The 16273-nt window shown below is 62.8% G+C and carries 15 protein-coding genes; 8 read left to right on the top strand and 7 right to left on the bottom strand.

From position 1 onward, the window contains the following. Positions 1-3: 3 nt before the first annotated feature. Both ACUXAC_RS08160 and malX read right to left on the bottom strand, forming a co-directional pair. Positions 4-1185: a MalY/PatB family protein gene (locus ACUXAC_RS08160; protein ID WP_387441999.1), complete on the bottom strand. Its 1182-nt coding sequence runs from the start codon at positions 1183-1185 to the stop codon at positions 4-6. Next, positions 1178-2797 (bottom strand): maltose/glucose-specific PTS transporter subunit IIBC, encoded by a 1620-nt coding sequence (malX, locus tag ACUXAC_RS08155; protein WP_049201912.1) that lies wholly within the window; start codon positions 2795-2797, stop codon positions 1178-1180. Before malX ends, ACUXAC_RS08160 begins: the two co-directional genes overlap by 8 nt. A 221-nt stretch (positions 2798-3018) precedes the next feature. Between malX and ACUXAC_RS08150 the strand changes: the two genes are divergently transcribed. Beyond that, positions 3019-4050 (top strand): Mal regulon transcriptional regulator MalI, encoded by a 1032-nt coding sequence (locus tag ACUXAC_RS08150; RefSeq protein WP_033648213.1) that lies wholly within the window; start codon positions 3019-3021, stop codon positions 4048-4050. Here the strand turns inward: ACUXAC_RS08150 and ACUXAC_RS08145 are convergent. Beyond that, positions 4047-4928: a LysR family transcriptional regulator gene (locus tag ACUXAC_RS08145; RefSeq protein ID WP_049196838.1), complete on the bottom strand. Its 882-nt coding sequence runs from the start codon at positions 4926-4928 to the stop codon at positions 4047-4049. The genes ACUXAC_RS08150 and ACUXAC_RS08145 overlap by 4 nt on opposite strands. 206 nt (positions 4929-5134) lie before the next feature. Here ACUXAC_RS08145 and blaSRT point away from each other — a divergent pair, with 206 nt between their 5' ends. After that, complete coding sequence (blaSRT, locus tag ACUXAC_RS08140; protein WP_060440035.1) at positions 5135-6271, top strand: SRT/SST family class C beta-lactamase; 1137 nt, start codon at positions 5135-5137, stop codon at positions 6269-6271. Positions 6272-6297: 26 nt separating this feature from the next. On the opposite strand, the gene ACUXAC_RS08135 is transcribed toward blaSRT, so the two are convergent. Then, a complete protein-coding gene (locus ACUXAC_RS08135; protein WP_225528848.1) occupies positions 6298-7206 on the bottom strand; it encodes a LysR family transcriptional regulator in 909 nt (302 codons plus the stop codon). A gap of 102 nt (positions 7207-7308) precedes the next feature. On the opposite strand from ACUXAC_RS08135, the gene ACUXAC_RS08130 reads away from it, so the two are divergent. Continuing rightward, entirely contained in the window at positions 7309-8463 is a 1155-nt protein-coding gene (locus ACUXAC_RS08130) for a serine hydrolase domain-containing protein (RefSeq protein WP_060419721.1), read from the top strand. A 45-nt stretch (positions 8464-8508) separates the two neighbouring features. On the opposite strand, the gene ACUXAC_RS08125 is transcribed toward ACUXAC_RS08130, so the two are convergent. Then, positions 8509-10041 (bottom strand): YdgA family protein, encoded by a 1533-nt coding sequence (locus ACUXAC_RS08125; protein WP_060419122.1) that lies wholly within the window; start codon positions 10039-10041, stop codon positions 8509-8511. Between the two features lie 140 nt (positions 10042-10181). Beyond that, positions 10182-11360 (bottom strand): mannose-6-phosphate isomerase, encoded by a 1179-nt coding sequence (gene manA / locus ACUXAC_RS08120; protein ID WP_060419119.1) that lies wholly within the window; start codon positions 11358-11360, stop codon positions 10182-10184. A 117-nt stretch (positions 11361-11477) separates the two neighbouring features. Here manA and ACUXAC_RS08115 point away from each other — a divergent pair, with 117 nt between their 5' ends. The 3 genes from ACUXAC_RS08115 (at position 11478) to fumC (ending at position 13797) form a co-directional block, all read left to right on the top strand. Then, entirely contained in the window at positions 11478-11600 is a 123-nt protein-coding gene (locus ACUXAC_RS08115) for a hypothetical protein (protein ID WP_255359321.1), read from the top strand. 237 nt (positions 11601-11837) lie between these two features. After that, positions 11838-12170, top strand: coding sequence for a hypothetical protein (locus tag ACUXAC_RS08110; protein WP_102984751.1), 333 nt, complete (start codon positions 11838-11840; stop codon positions 12168-12170). Positions 12171-12399: 229 nt separating this feature from the next. Further along, entirely contained in the window at positions 12400-13797 is a 1398-nt protein-coding gene (gene fumC / locus ACUXAC_RS08105; protein WP_060419115.1) for a class II fumarate hydratase, read from the top strand. A 41-nt stretch (positions 13798-13838) separates the two neighbouring features. On the opposite strand, the gene ACUXAC_RS08100 is transcribed toward fumC, so the two are convergent. Then, positions 13839-14504 carry a peroxiredoxin-like family protein gene (locus tag ACUXAC_RS08100; RefSeq protein ID WP_102984750.1) on the bottom strand — a complete coding sequence of 222 codons (666 nt, stop codon included), beginning with the start codon at positions 14502-14504 and terminating at the stop codon, positions 13839-13841. Between the two features lie 102 nt (positions 14505-14606). Here ACUXAC_RS08100 and ACUXAC_RS08095 point away from each other — a divergent pair, with 102 nt between their 5' ends. Together ACUXAC_RS08095 and ACUXAC_RS08090 are read left to right on the top strand one after the other, a co-directional pair. Beyond that, positions 14607-15497 (top strand): LysR family transcriptional regulator, encoded by an 891-nt coding sequence (locus tag ACUXAC_RS08095; RefSeq protein ID WP_060440030.1) that lies wholly within the window; start codon positions 14607-14609, stop codon positions 15495-15497. A gap of 1 nt (position 15498) precedes the next feature. After that, on the top strand, positions 15499-16188 hold the full coding sequence (locus ACUXAC_RS08090) for a helix-turn-helix transcriptional regulator (RefSeq protein WP_159317971.1): 690 nt from the start codon (positions 15499-15501) through the stop codon (positions 16186-16188). Positions 16189-16273 lie beyond the last annotated feature (85 nt).

Below are 16273 nucleotides of genomic sequence, written 5' to 3'. Positions count from 1 at the left end.
GCGCTATTGCTCGCCCAGCACCAACCGCAATCCGGCGATCAGCTTGTCCATGCCGGCCTCCAACTTGCTGCGCGGGCAGCCGACGTTGAGGCGCAGGAACCCGCGACCTTCCTCGCCGTAGGTAAAGCCCGGCATGATCGCCACCTTTTCGCGCTCGATCAGCACCTGCTGCAGCGCCCGATCGTCAACGGCCAACGGCCGCAGATCGATCCAGGCCAGGTAGGTGGCCTGCGGCGGGCGCCAGCCCAGCGCCGGAAACGCCTGCTCCAACAGCTCGGCGACGTAGGTCAGATTATCCTGCAGATAGTCGCGCAGGGAATCCAACCAGGGTTCTCCGTGGCGATAGGCGGCCACGTGCGCGGCGACCGCCAGCACCGCCGGCGAGGAGAGGCCGTCGCGGGCTTTGAGCTGCTGGAAGTAGGCTTCGCGGCTGGCGTCGTCGCTGATGAAGCCGTAGGCGCCGGTCAGCGCCGGGATATTGAAACTCTTGGAGCCGGAGGTCAGCAGGGCCCAGCCGCCGGTCGCCACCTGGCTCCACGGCGTATGGCGGTGTTCCCCCCAGACCATGTCCATGTGGATCTCATCGCTGATGACGCGCACGTCGTGGCGCTCGCACAGTTCGGCCATCTGCTGCAGCTCGTCGCGGCGCCACACTTTGCCGGTGGGGTTATGCGGGCTGCACAGCAGCAGGATCTTGGTCTGCGGCCGCGCCAGCAAGGCCTCAAGGTGCGCCATGTCGCAGCGCCAGTCGTCGCCGGCTTTTTGCAGCGGGCAGGCCAACAGCTGGCGCTGGTTGGCGAGGATCACCTTGTAGAAGGCGTCGTAGGCCGGAGTATGGGTCACCACGTAGTCGCCCGGTACGGACCATTGGCGGATCAGCTGCGCCGCCATGTAGATAACGGAAGGGCCGTACACCGCCGTTGCGGTGTCGATGGCGGCGTTGAAACGTTGCTGATACCAGTGGCGCAGCGCGCCGAGAAAATCCTCGTGCTGCCAGCGGCTGTAGCCCAGCACGCCGTGCTGCAGGCGCTGCTGCAACGCCTCGAGAATGCACGGCGCGGTGGCGAAATCCATATCGGAGATGGTGAACGGCAGCAGATCGGCGCTGCCGAAGCGATCGGCGATATAGTCCCACTGGGTGCACCAGGTGCCGTGGCGGTCGATCGGGGTGGCGAAATCAAACATGGGTGGCTCCCTGCAGCGCCGCGGCAGGTTGCGCCGTGGCTATCAGTGAGTCTAATTCATCCTTCACCGATTGCACCTGTGGGCCGATCACCACCTGCAGATTATGCTCGTTGAGATGCACTACGCCGATGGCGCGGTTGGCCTTCAGCGCCGCGTCGTCCACCCGGCTCATGTCGTTGACCGACAGGCGCAGGCGGGTGATGCAGTTGTCCAGCGTGATGATGTTGTCCGGGCCGCCGAGCGCCGCCAAAATCGCCGGCACGTTGTAGCCGGATTTGCCCACCGCGCCGGCCGGCGCGCTCTGGCTGACGGCGCTGTCGCTTTCGCGGCCCGGCGTTTTGATGTTAAAGCGCTGGATGGCGAAGCGGAAAATGGCGTAATAGCCGACAAACCAGACGGCGGCCACCACCGGCACCAGATACCACTTGGTGGCGGTGCCGTGCAGAATGCCGAACACCACGAAGTCGATGATATTGCCGTCGGTGTTGCCGATGGTCACGCCCAGCAGCGCCATCACGGTAAAGCCCAACCCGGTGAGCAGCGCGTGGATCAGGTAGAGGAACGGCGCGACGAACAGGAACAGGAACTCGATCGGCTCGGTGGTGCCGCCGACCACACAGGCCACCACGCCGGAAATCAACAGCCCTTTGATTTTATGGCGGTTCTCAGGTTTAGCGCAGTGATACATCGCCAGCGCCGCGCCCGGCAGCCCGCCGAGGAACGCCGGCATTTTACCCTGCGAAAGGAAGCGAGTGGCGCTCTCGGCGAAGCCGGTGGTGGTTGGGCAGGAGAGCTGCGCCTGGAAGATGGTCAGGGCGCCGCTGACGCTGTGGCCGCACACTTCCATCGTGCCGCCCGCCTCGGTAAAGCGGATCAGCGCCACCAGTATGTGCTGCAGGCCGAACGGCAGCAGCAAGCGTTCGCCGGTGCCGAACAGCATCGGGCCAAAGGCGCCGGCGCTGTTGATCACCCAGCCCAGCCCGGTGATGCCGGCGGCGAACCACGGCCAGATCAGCGGGATCACCAGGCCGCACAGGCCCAGCACCACGGTGGTGACGATCGGCACGAAGCGCGTGCCGCCGAAGAACGCCAGCGCGTCCGGCAGGCGGATGGTGTGGAAACGTTCATGCAGGCGATAGACGATGATGCCGACGATCACCGCGCCGAGGATGCCGGTATCGATCGACTGAATGCCGAGAATGTTCTGGATGTTGTTGGCTTTCAGCACCAGCGGATCGCTGGTGGGCAGCACGCCGGCGGCGGTCAGGTAGAAATTGGTGCCCAAATTCAGCACGGCGAAGCCGACGAAGCCGGAGAAGGCGGCGACGCCCTTGTTTTCGCGCGCCATGCCCAGCGGAATGGCGATGGCGAACATCACCGGCAGGAAGCTGAAGGCGAAGGAACCGACCTTGCTCATCCAGGTAAAGATCAGCTGGAAGATCGGGTGGCCGATAAACGGCATCAGGGTGATCACGTCGCGGCTGCTCAGCGAGCTGCCGATCCCCAGCATGATGCCGCAGAAAGAGAGCAAGGCGACGGGCAACATGAAGGTTTTGCCTAGGCTCTGGAAGAACTCCCAGAGGGTGATTTTTGGTTTGTTGGCTGCTGACATAACCGACTTCTCCTGGCGAAAAGACGAGCAAAAAGGGGACTTCTGATTAGGTAAAAAGAAGATAAAACGTTTTACCTAGCAAAAATGCGCCGCCAATCACAAATCTGCCGCCCGGTTTTTGGCGACAATGCGGCAGGCAGTAAAACGTTTTACTGAGCTAACGGATTCGGTATACCCTTGATCATTACGGCGGGTTGCCCAGGAACGGGTTCGCAGAGACTATGAGCATCAAAAAAATCACCATCACCGATGTGGCGCAGCAGGCGGGCGTGTCGGTCACCACGGTTTCCCTGGTGTTGAGCGGCAAGGGGCGCATTTCGCCGACCACCGTCGAGAAGGTCAATCAGGCGATAGAGCAGCTGGGCTACGTGCGCAATCGCCAGGCGGCGACGCTGCGCGGCGGGGAGTCCGGAGTGATTGGCCTTATTCTGCGCGACATCTGCGAACCCTTCTATGCCGAAATGACCGCCGGGCTGAGCGAAGCGCTGGAGGCGCACGACAAGCTGCTGTTTTTGACGCAGAGCGGGCGCGACGGCCAGGGCCTGCAGCGGGCGTTTGACGCGCTGCTGGCGCAGGGCGTCGACGGCATCGTGCTGGCGGGCGGCATTCGCGCGGCGGCGGGCCTGAAGGAGAAGGCGGCCGAGCAGGGCGTACCGCTGGTCTGCGTGGCGCGCTCCAGCGGTCTCGATGGCGTGGACGTGGTGCGGCCGGACAACATGCAGGCCGCCAAGCTGGCCACCGAATTTTTGATCAAGCGCGGCCACAGCCAAATCGCCTACCTCGGCGGCCAGAGCGATTCATTGACGCGCGCCGAGCGGCTGGGCGGCTTTTGCGCCACGCTGGTGCAGTACGGCCTGCCGTTTCGCAGCGAATGGATCGTCGAGTGCGATTGCCGGCAGCGCCAGGCGGCGGAAGCGGCGGAGCAACTGCTGCGCCATTACCCGAACATTACCGCCATCGTCTGCCACAAGGCGTCGGTGGCGCTCGGCGCCTATTTTGGCCTGGCGCGCAGCGGCCGCAGCATCGGTTCGGACGGGGTAGACGCCTACTACGGGCGGCAGGTGGCGCTGATCGGCTTCGGTGACGTGCCGGAGGCCGAACTGACCGAGCCTCCGCTGACCTTCGTCTCCAGCTCGGCGCGGGAAGTGGGGCGCAGCGCCGCCGCGCGCCTGCTGCAGCGCATCGGTGACGCCGACCTGCCGGCGCAGAACGTCATTCTGCCGCCGACGCTGATCCGGCGCGGTTCCGCCTAGCCCTGCCGCTGTTCCTCTTCCGCCTCCCGGCGGATCCAGCCGATAAAGGTTTTCATCGCCGGCGTCAGATCCCGCGATTTCAAATGGGTCAGCCAATAGGCGCCGAGCGCGGCCTCGGCGGCAAACGGCCGCTGCAGCGCGCCGGCGGCCAGTTCGCGGCGGAACATGCTGACCGGCGCCAGCGCCACGCCGTCGCACTGGATAGCGCCTTCCACCATCAGCCTTGACGAGTCGAACACCGGGCCGTTGATCCGCCACGGCGTCACCTGTGCCGCCGCGAACCAGCGCTCCCATTCATCCTTGCGGTAGGTGCGCATCAGCTGCTCGTGCTGCAGATCCTGCGGCGTGCGCAGGCGCGCGGCGACCGCCGGCGGGCAGAGCACCGTCAGCGGCGCGTCGAACAGCTTGATATTGCAGGTGGCGGGCCAGAGCCCTTCGCCGAAGCGGATGGCGAAATCCATGCCGTCGGCCGACAGATTGACCAGGTTGTTGTGGGTGAGCACCCGCAGATCGATAAACGGGTGCGCCGTGCGGAACGCCGCCAGCCGCGGCATCAGCCAGCCGACGGCGAAGGTGCCGACCACCGCCACCGTCAGCACCTCGTGGAAATGCCCGCCTTCGAACTGCTGCAGCACCGCCTCGATGCGGTCGAAGGCGTCGCTCAATACCGGCAGCAGCGCCTGGCCCTCTTCGGTCAGATCCAGCCCGCGCGGCAGGCGGCGGAACAGCTGAATGCCCAGCTGTTCTTCCAGCATGCGCACCTGCTGGCTGACGGCGGCCTGGGTGACGCGCAGCTCCAGACCGGCGCGGGTGAAGTTCAGGTGACGAGCGGAGGATTCGAACGCCCGCAGGGCGTTGAGGGGAAGTCGATTGCGCATTGTCGATAGCCATAAGTTTTTCTTTATGCTGGCTGAAATTATTATCGCTTGTCAACCCGGCGGCAAAATCCGATATTTGGCGCGGCTGCTCAGAGTGTCACGGCAGCCGTAAAGGAATGACATCATCAATCAGGGAAAGCGCCGTATATAACGCCAATAAAAACTTTTGGCCGCGGCCGATGCCCTGCAACCTAAGAGCTTCTATCATGACGAAAATGAACCGCCTGGCGGCCGCGCTGATCGCCGCACTGATCCTGCCGACCGCGCACGCCGCACAGCAGCAGGATATCGACGCCGTTATTCAGCCGCTGATGAAAAAATACGGCGTGCCGGGCATGGCGATCGCCGTGTCGGTCGACGGCAAACAGCAGATTTACCCGTATGGCGTCGCCTCGAAGCAGACTGGTAAACCGATCACCGAGCAGACGCTGTTTGAAGTGGGCTCGCTGAGCAAAACCTTCACCGCGACGCTGGCGGTCTATGCGCAGCAGCAGGGCAAGCTGTCGTTTAAAGACCCGGCCAGTCACTACCTGCCCGAGCTGCGCGGCAGCGCCTTCGACGGCGTCAGCCTGCTGAATCTGGCGACGCATACCTCCGGCCTGCCGCTGTTCGTGCCGGACGACGTGACCAACAACGCCCAGCTGATGGCCTACTACCGGGCCTGGCAGCCGAAGCACCCGGCGGGCAGCTACCGCGTCTATTCCAACCTCGGCATCGGCATGCTGGGCATGATCGCCGCCAAGAGCCTCGACCAGCCGTTTATCCAGGCGATGGAACAGGGGATGCTGCCGGCATTGGGCATGAGCCACACCTACGTGCAGGTGCCGGCGGCGCAGATGGCCAACTATGCGCAGGGTTACAGCAAGGACGATAAGCCGGTGCGGGTCAATCCTGGCCCGCTGGACGCCGAGTCTTACGGCATCAAGTCCAACGCCCGCGATCTGATTCGCTATCTGGACGCCAACCTGCAGCAGGTGAAGGTAGCGCAGCCGTGGCGCGACGCGCTGGCCGCGACGCACGTCGGTTATTACAAGGCGGGCGCGTTCACGCAGGATCTGATGTGGGAGAACTACCCGTATCCGGTGAAACTGTCGCGTTTGATTGAAGGCAACAACGCCGGGATGATCATGAACGGCACGCCGGCTACCGCCATCACGCCGCCGCAGCCGGAATTGCGCGCCGGCTGGTATAACAAAACCGGCTCCACCGGCGGTTTCTCCACCTACGCGGTATTTATCCCGGCGAAGAATATCGCCGTGGTGATGCTGGCCAACAAGTGGTTCCCGAACGACGATCGCGTCGAAGCGGCTTACCACATCATCCAGGCGCTGGAGAAGCGCTGACGGTCAGGGGCGTCGGCGAGGCGCCCCTACCACCGGTGCTGCCGTTCACGCCGCTCGCGCATGAAATCGATAAAGGCGCGCAGCTTGAGCGGCAGATGCTTGCCGGCGGGAAAGTAGATGAAAAAGCCCGACGCTTCGCTGGCGTAACCCGGCAGCACTTCCACCAGTTGCCCCTGCGCCAGCTCCTGCAACACCGTGCCCTGAAAACGCTGTGCGATACCCAGGCCCGCCAACGCGGCATCCTTGATCAGCCGATCTTCGTTAAAAATCAAACTGCCGCTGACGTCCAGCGCGCGTTCATCGTTGCCCAGGCTAAAATACCAGGGTTCCAGTTTGCCGCTGCCGGGGAAACGGTAGCGCAGGCAGTGGTGAGCAGGCAGATCGTCCGGCGTGGCCGGAACGCCGCAACGCGCCAGATAGTCGGGCGAGGCGACCAGCACCCGGCGCTGGCCGTTGTCGATCGGCACGGCGATCATGTCTTTTTGCAGCATGGCGTGCATGCGAATGCCGGCATCGAAACTGCCCAGCACCAGATCGGAAAAGCGGTCTTCGGTAAACAGCTCCAGCTGCACGTCGGGATAGCGCCGTTGAAATTCCGCCAGGTGCGGCATCACCAGCAGCGAGGCGGCCAGCTGCGGCAGCGTGATGCGCAGCAGGCCCGCCGGCTGTGCGCCCAGGGCGCGCACGTCGTCCGCCGCCACGTCGATCTGGCTCATCGCCGGCGACACCTTCTGATAGAACAACCGGCCCTCGTCGCTGAGGCGCACCGAGCGGCTGGTGCGGTGAAATAGCCGCACTCCCAGCTGATTCTCCAGCGCCTGAATGTTTTGCGACACCGCCGGCGGCGTGACGCCGAGCTGGCTGGCCGCGCGGGTAAAGTTGCCCAGGCGTGCGACGGCTTCGAAATAGGGCAGCAGCTGCAGGAGTGAACTCATCTATCAATAACCTGTGCTTAATGATTCATTAAATTATGCCTTATTTTAATTTATGACGAACCTTTTAGACTGATTTTACTTTCCATTCGCGAGATGAAAATCATGTCGGCAGAACAACGGGCGTTAACAGAACGGATCGCGGCGATCGATCAACAGGCGATGGCCGAAGGGCGCATCGTGGGTAGCGTGGTGCTGGTGGCGCGGCAGGGCGAGATTTGTTACGCCGGGGCGGCCGGCTATGCCGATCGCGAAGCGCGGCGGCCGATGCGGCGAGAAACGCAGTTCCGGCTGTCGTCGGTCTCCAAACCCTATACCACGCTGGCGGCGCTGCGCCTGATCGAACAGGGCAAGCTGAGCCTGGACGACGCGGTCAGCGAGTGGCTGCCGTGGTTTACTCCGGCGCTCGCCGACGGCCGGCGCCCGACGATCAAGATTCGTCATTTGCTGAGCCATACCGCGGGGCTGGACTACCGGCTGAACCAACCACCGGCGGGCGTTTATCATCAGTTGGGGATCCAGGACGGCGTGGAGCTGTCGACGCTGACGCTGGAGCAAAACCTGCGGCTGCTGGCGCAGGCGCCGTTGCTGTCGGCGCCGGGGGAGCGCTTCAACTATTCGCTGGCGATCGACGTGCTTGGTGCGGTGCTGGAACGGGTGACGGGCATGCCGCTGCCGCAGCTGTTTGTCGAATGGGTGGCGCAGCCGCTGGGGCTAGGCAATACCGCGTTCCATGCGACGGACGCCGCGAACCTGGCGACGCCGTATTACAACACCCCGCAAGGGCCGCAGCGCATGCATGAAGGCCTGCGGGTGGCACTGCCGAAGGAGATGGCGGGGGGCGAGGTGCTGTTTTCACCGATGCGGGCGCTCAACGCCGGGGCCTATCCTTCCGGCGGCGCAGGCATGGTCGGCGATGCCGACGACGTGCTGAAGCTGGTGGAGGCATTACGCAGCGGCGGGCAGGGCATTTTGCAGCCGGACACGGTGGCGTTGCTGCGCAGCCCGCACGTGGGCGCGCAGGCGCAAACGCAAGGGCCGGGCTGGGGATTCGGTTTTGGCGGGGCGCTGCTGGTGGACGCAGAAGCGGCGCAGACGCCGCAGCATGCCGGCACGCTGACCTGGGGCGGGGTTTACGGCCACAGCTGGTTCTTTGATCCACAGGCGCAGCTGAGCGTGGTGATACTGACCAACACCGCGTTTGAGGGCATGTGCGGCCGCTATCCGCAGCAGATCCGCGATGCGGTTTACGCGGCGTAAATAAAAAGGGCCCCGCAGGGGGCCCTTGATCAGGCTTTCAAACGCTTACTGCGCCGGTGCCGGAGCAGGTTGTGCATCCTGCGCCGGTTCGCCGTCTTCCGCCGGGGCGCCCAGCAGGCCGAACTGGCCGATGAACTCCTGCAGCGACATTTTGTTGCCGTTCAGGTCAACCTGATTGTCGGCATAGTGGAACGTGCTCGCGATCACGCCGTCTTTCTGGGTGGTCAGCTTGAACATCTGGCCCATGGCTGCCAGGCCCTGTACTTGCTGCTGCGCCAGTTTCTGCGCGTCTTCCTCATTGTAACCCTGCAACAGCGCGGTTTTCGCGGTCACTTCGGTGGCCATCGCTTCCGGAATGGTCAGGTTGATATCCAGCTTTTTAACCGCCTGCGCGATCAGCTGATCCGGCGATTGTGCCGGGGAGGCGGCCTTGCTCGGATCGGTCAGCGCCAGATCCAGCGTGAAGGTGCTCTCGCCCTTGCTGTTTTTCCAGCTCAGCGGTGCGATGCTGAGGCTCGGGTTGCCTTTCAGCAGCAGCGGCAGGTTCTTTTGCAGCAGTTCGGCGTTTTGCTGCTCATACACGGCCGGATCCAGGTTCTCGCCCTGTTGCAGCAGCGCCATGGTCTGGCGGTTGTAGCTGTCGGCGAAGTCTTTCAGCGCCTTGCCGTCGACGTTGTCGATTTTCAGCGCCAGCTTGCCGGCGCCGAAGTCGTTGCCCTGCACCTTGAGCGCGTCCATGGTGTAGTCGATCTGGCCGCCGATGTTGCTGCTGCCTTGCTCGCCGAACTTGCTCACCAGGTTGAAACCGTCCAACGCCACGGTATCTTTACCGTCGATCGTCAGTTTGAACTGCTTCAGCGTCATCGTCTGATCGCCGAGCTTCACGCCGAACTTGCTCTCGTTGCTGTTGCCTTTCAGGTTGAAGCCCTGGAAGGTGATCTGCTCGTTTTGACCGAATTCGTTCGGGCTGGCGAACACGATATTGTCGCTATTGGCGTCCAGCACGAATTTTTTCAGATCGCTGGACACGTCAGCGTTAATGGTGGCGCCGCTGAATTTCAGCGAAGACTTATCTTTTTGGTAGTCCAGCGGGATGATGTCGATGGCAGACGAGGTGTCCCCGCTGTAAGAGATGCGCGAATCGGCGGTAAACAGCGATTTGCCTTTGGTGGTGTCAAACAGACCTTTCACCGCCGGGGTATTTTCCAGCTCGGTATGCACCGACGCCATGCTCGGTAGCAGATTGAATTTTTTCAGCTGGGCGAAGGGGAACGGGCCGTGATCGATGGTTTCCAGGAACGCCACTTCTTCACCGGCTTTCAGCGCCGCGTTTTCACTGGTATCCGTGCCGTCGGAACGCAGCACATAACGCACTTTACTGCTGAACAGGCCGCGCTGGTAATTTTCATAGCTCAACTTCACGCCGGCTTTCGGCAGGTAAGCTTTCAGCTGGCCGTTGGCGTTGTCCACGACTTCGCCCATGTGCTGCTCGATCAGTTTCCCGGTGTACCAGGATGCCCCGGTCCATGCTGCGCCAAGAACCACAATGACGCTGACAGCGACTAACGATTTTTTCATAGCTCTGTTTCATCCTTTTTTCTTATCACCCTCCGTTGCGCGGGAGGGGCAAATAGGGGCCGACAAAAAACGCCCGCAGGCGTTTAATTGTGGGGGTAGCTCTCGCTTTCAGCAAGCAATTTGCTGAAATTTATCAACGGTTAGGTCAGCTGGTTATAAACCCTGGCGATGCGGCCGCTGCCGCTGACGTTGACCGGGGATTCGAAAGCCCCGATAAAGCAGGATTCGCCCGGTTTGAGCGTCAGGCGCTGCCCGGATTTTTCCAGCGTCGCTTCGCCGGCGACGCAGAACACGATGGCCGCGCTTCGCTGCGCCAGCGCCTGCGGTGCGGCGGTCAAATCGTGCAGCGAGAAGGCGAAATCCTCCACCGGGATCGGGAAGAACAGCTCGTTGCCGCGTTGCTCCGGCTGGGTCAGCAGGCCGGACGCCGGCTGTGGGCGGAACTGCAGGTTGGCCAGCAGCTCAGGCACGTCGATGAATTTCGGCGTCAGGCCCGCGCGCAGCACGTTATCCGAGTTGGCCATCACCTCCAGCGCCACCCCTTTCAGGTAGGCGTGCGGCGTTTCCGCGTACAGGAACATCGCTTCGCCCGGCGCGAGCTGCACCACGTTCAGCAGCAGCGGTGAGAACAGGCCGCTGTCGTCCGGATAAAAGCCGGCGATAAAGCGCACGGTATCCCAGGGCTCGCCCTGCTGGTTGTTGAGCGCGGCTTTCAGCACGCCGAGCGCCAGCGACTTTTGCTCGCCGCTCATGGTCAACAGGCTGGCGAACAGGGTGGACAGATGCGCGGTGTCCGGCTGCTGCAGGAAGGTGGCGATGTCGTGGTGCGCGCCGGCGATCGGCTGCAGCAGGGAAACGATATCGGTCAGTTCGCGAAAGCCGTTCATCGCCAGGAACGGCGTCAGGGCGAACACCAGTTCGGGCTTGTGATTGGGGTCTTTGTAATTGCGTTCGGCGGCGCTCAGCGGGATGCCTGCGGCGTTCTCTTTCGCGAAGCCGATCTCGGCCGCCGCTTTGCTCGGGTGGACCTGGATCGACAGCGGTTGATCGGCGCACAGCACTTTAAACAGGAACGGCAACTCGCCAAAGCGGCTGGCGACGTCGGCGCCCAGTTGCTTTGGCTGGTCTTCATCGATCAGCTCGCGCAGCGAACGCAGTGCGCCATCGGCGCCCGGCACGCGGGAAGGGCTCTTGGGATGGGCGCCCATCCACAGTTCGGCCATCGGCTGATTATCGGGGTTGGCGATGCCGTAAAGACGGGTCAGCGCATCGTGGCTGCCCCAGGCGTAATTCTGTACCGCGTTGGTCATTTTTTGCATGTCGATAAACGTCCTTCTGCGTCATTGCCGCACTGCATAGCAATAACTCACTGATTTTATAAGATTAACTTAATCTATGCCGACGACCATCATACGCCCGCGTCGGCGGGAAAAATCATGGGCGCGATCAAAATAACGCCGGATAACGTCGCGCCCGGCAACGGGCCAAAGTATAACGTGATAACGATCGGCGCCTCAAATGGCGCACTGGGCCTCAAGGCGGCCGTCAAAAGCCGCTAATCGATTATTCTTTGGGGCAATGGGGTTATTGCCGATAGCCCGGGCATCCTGCCTCATTATTTATTTTTCAGCATGTCAAAATATGTCGGCTGAATTTATTTTTTACCGTCTGAGCCATTCCCTTATTATTATTTTCGCGCTGCGCGGGGCGATCACACGCCGAGCTTAAACCGGCGCGCCAGACCTCTTTACCGTAAGGGCTAACGAGTCGATTTAACGAAACCAGAGGTCTGTTGCATGAAAAAACTGTTGTTGCTGTTGGGGCTTTGCACCGGCGCAGCCCAGGCGGCGGTGATTGTCACCTATCCTTACGCCGCGCCGCGCACCGTGGTGATCGCGCCGGCGCCGATTGTCGTTGCACCCGCGCCGGTCGTGCTTCCCGCCGCGATCGCGCCCGTGGCCCATCCGCTGGCGCTCACCGCCGGCGCGGTGGCGACCGGGGCCTATCGCCATAATGAACGGCAGGACGCCTACGACGAAATCAATCATCTGCAGCAGCAACGCATCGATGAGCTCAATCATTTACAGGCCCAGCGCATCAATAATTTTAATTCGCGTCATCCGCGTTAATCGTGACCCACGCTTGTATTCTCCGGGGCATGCCCGGCCGTTTATTTTGGCGCGGGTTAACCGGCGGCAAATAACCGCGTCATGCAGGAGTAAAAGAGATGAAACGTGCTGTGAGATAACTCTCTTAATGCGAATAGTTATTATGTCACTATACTGGGAGTGCGTGCCGACGGGGGGGAGCGCGTCGGCCTAACCCTACAATTTTAGGAATTATGCTAAGGAGACAATGATGGCAGGCGTTCGTATCGAAAAAGACTCTATGGGCCCCATCGAAGTACCGGCCGACAAGCTGTGGGGCGCGCAGACCCAGCGCTCGTTGGCGCATTTCCGCATTTCCTCCGAAAAGATGCCGACCGCGCTGATCCATGCGCTGGCGTTGACCAAGCGCGCCGCTGCGCAGGTGAACGTGGATCTGGGGCTGCTGCCGGCCGAGCGGGGCGCCGCCATCATCAACGCCGCCGACGAAGTGCTGGCGGACAGCCATGCCGATCAGTTCCCGCTGTCCATCTGGCAAACCGGTTCCGGTACCCAGACCAACATGAACATGAACGAAGTGTTGGCCAACCGCGCCAGCGAGCTGCTGGGCGGCGTGCGCGGTGAAGAGCGCAAGGTGCACCCGAACGACGACGTCAATAAAAGCCAGAGCTCCAACGACGTGTTTCCCACCGCGATGCACGTGGCGGCGGTGATTGCGCTGCGCGAGCACCTGATCCCCGAGCTGAAAGTGCTGCACAAGACGCTGAGCGACAAGGCCGAAGCCTACCGCGACATCGTCAAAATCGGCCGCACCCACCTGCAGGACGCCACGCCGCTGACCCTGGGGCAGGAGATCTCCGGCTGGGCGGCGATGCTGGCGCACAACCTGAAGCACATCGAAGACAGTATCCCGCACATCGCCGAGCTGGCGCTGGGCGGCACGGCGGTTGGCACCGGCCTGAACACCCATCCTGAGTACGCGGTGCGCGTGGCCAAAGCGCTGGCGGAGTTGACCCATCAGCCGTTCGTCACCGCCCCGAACAAGTTCGAAGCGCTGGCGACCTGCGACGCGCTGGTGCAGGGGCATGGCGCGCTGAAAGGGCTGGCGGCTTCGCTGATGAAGATCGCCAACGACGTGCGCTGGCTGGCGTCCGGCCCGCGCTGCGGCATCGGCGAGATTTCGATCCCGGAGAACGAACCGGGCAGCTCCATCATGCCGGGCAAAGTCAACCCGACCCAGTGCGAGGCGATGACCATGCTGTGCGCCCAGGTGCTGGGCAATGACGTGGCGGTGAACATCGGCGGCGCTTCCGGCAACTTCGAGCTGAACGTGTTCCGCCCGATGGTGATCCACAACTACCTGCAGTCGATTCGGCTGCTGGCCGACGGCATGCAGGGCTTCAACGAGCACTGCGCGGTGGGCATCGAACCGAACCGAGATCGCATCACCCAGCTGCTGAACGAATCGCTGATGCTGGTGACGGCGCTCAACACCCACATCGGCTACGACAAGGCGGCGGAAATCGCCAAGAAAGCGCACAAGGAAGGACTGACGCTGAAAGCCGCGGCGCTGAAGCTCGGCTACCTGACCGACGCGCAGTTCGACGAGTGGGTGCGGCCGGAAGCGATGGTCGGCAGCATGCAGAAATAATCACGTCATGTTCAAACGGGGCGCGTTTGCGCCCCGTCTTTTCAAGCCAATCTCTCCAGCACCGACAACAGCGCCTGCGGCTCAGGCCGCCGGGTGTAATCGGCGTGCGCTTCGGCATAGGCGATACGGCCATCGCGGGCGATGACGAACCGCGCCGGCAGCGGCAGCGTCCAGCTATCATCCTGGTTGAACTGCGCCAAATCGAGGCCGAGCCGCTGTTGATACAGGGCGATCAGCGCGTCCGGCAGGCGGTAACGCAGGCCGAATTGGGCCGCCAGACGGTTGCCGGCATCGCTGAGCAGCGCAAAGGTGAGATCGTGATCGCGCATGGCCTGGCGGTTATGCACCGCGCTCTGCGGCGAAACGGCCACGAGCTGCGCGCCGTACTGCGTGATGGCGGGCAATGCGGCCTGCAGGGCCTGCAGATCGAGCGTACAGTAGGGGCACCAGATCCCGCGATAGAAACTGACGACCAGCGGGCCCTTCGCCAACAGCGCCGCGGAGGAACATGGCCGGTTTTCGCCGTCCGACAGGGTAAAGTCGGGCGCGGCGTCGCCGACCCTCAGGGCGCGTTCGGCGATGCCGGCAGCGATCTGCGTTTGGATCGCCTTACGCATCAGCGCGTGCTCTTGTTCTGTGAGTGTGAACGGCAGTTGGCCGGATTCGAACTCCGCTTTGAAGGCATCGAGTTTGTCTTGCAGTGTCATGCGTTCTCCTGACGGGAGTGAGGGTTGCGCTCATCTTGCCCATTCCTGAATGGCGCGTGTAGACTGCAATAAATGCTAACCGTTATTCCAGTAAGGAATGCTATGGGCAAGTTTGCCGATTACGAAACCTATGCCTGCGTTTACGAGAGCGGTTCCTTTACCGCAGCGGCGCGGCGGCTGCACGTGGGGCAGCCGGCGGTCTCGAAAGCGGTGGCGCGGCTGGAACAGCAGCTCGGCACACGCCTGATGCTGCGCTCGACCCACGGCCTGCAGCCGACGGATGCGGGGCAGCAGCTGTATCAACGCACTCGGCGTATCCTGAACGAGCTGGCGGAGACGGAAGCGCTGGTGCAGAACGCCGGCGAAACGCTGAGCGGCCGGCTGCGGGTCGCCTCGGCGGCGGTGTTCGCCCGCATCGTTCCCTTGCCTGATTTGACGGCGTTTATGCGTGCCAACCCGCGTTTGAGCATCGATCTGCTGCTGGATGACGGCAACCTGTCGTTGATTGAAGAGGGCATCGATATTGCCCTGTGTATCGGCGAGCTGGAAGATTCCGGCTTTACCGCCCGTAAACTGGGTGAGGTAAAGCAATGTGTGATCGGCACGCCCGGCTATTTTGCCGCCGCCGGCATGCCGCAGCGGCCGGAAGATCTGTTGCAGCACGAGCTGGTGATTTACCACCGCCGTGGTGGCGGCGAGCACTGGCGCTTCAGCCGCGAAGGAGAACAGCGCGCGCTGCGGCTGCCGGGGCGCATGCGGGTCAATGCGGCGGAGTGCGTGCGCGAGCTGGTGTTGGCGGGATTCGGGCCCACTATCGCCAGCGAAGGCATGTTCCGCAGCGAGCTGCAAAGCGGGGCGGCGATCGCGGCATTAGCGGACTGGCAGCTGCCGCCGCTGGCGCTGTGGGCGGTGTTCCCCGGCGGTCATTTCGTCTCGGCCAAGGCGCGGGCCTTTGCCGACTTTGTCCAAACTGCGTTATGCAGGGAGCCGTGATATGTCGCGCACACAACGTTTACTCGATCTGATGCAGCTGCTGCGCGGCCACCGTTATCCAGTGGCGGGCCATGCGCTGGCGCAAACGCTGGGCATCAGCATGCGCACGCTGTACCGCGATATCGTTACGCTGCAGCAGCAGGGGGCGGAGATCGTCGGCGAGGCGGGCGTCGGCTATGTGCTGCGGCCCGGCTTTATGCTGCCGCCGCTGATGTTCTCGCAGGCAGAGACAGAGGCGCTGGTGCTGGGGATGCGCTGGGTCAGCCGCCGCGGCGACAGCCAGCTGGCGAGCGCGGCGGGCCAGGCGCTGGCCAAGATCGCCGACGTGCTGCCGCCGGCGCTGCGGGAGGAGCTGGAGGCCAACACGCTGTTGATCGCGCCGGTTCAGGCGCCGCCGGTGGCGGATGCGATGCGGGTGCTGATCCGTGACACCATCCGCCGCGAGCGCAAGCTGCATATCGACTATCTCGATCTGGCGGGGCAGCGCAGCGAACGCCTGCTGTGGCCCTTTGCGCTGGGTTTTTTCGACCAGTTCCAGATGCTGGTCGCCTGGTGCGAGCTGCGTCAGGCGTTTCGCCATTTTCGCCTCGATCGCATTCAGGCTGCTACGCCTTTGGAACAGCGCTATCCGCGCGGCCGGCGGCTGCTGCTGAAAGAGTGGCGCCTCAGCGAGGGCATTGCGGAGCAATAGCGGCACGCTGCTGCCATAAACTGTCAGTCGCACCCCTTAGTCTGTGCCTATCGGGAACCGGCCGGTTCCCATCACCCAGAGGACA

This window comes from Serratia sp. 121840015-1 (genome assembly GCF_053627655.1).
Note: the sequence above shows the minus strand (reverse complement) of the source record. Positions and strands in the feature narration are given on the sequence as shown.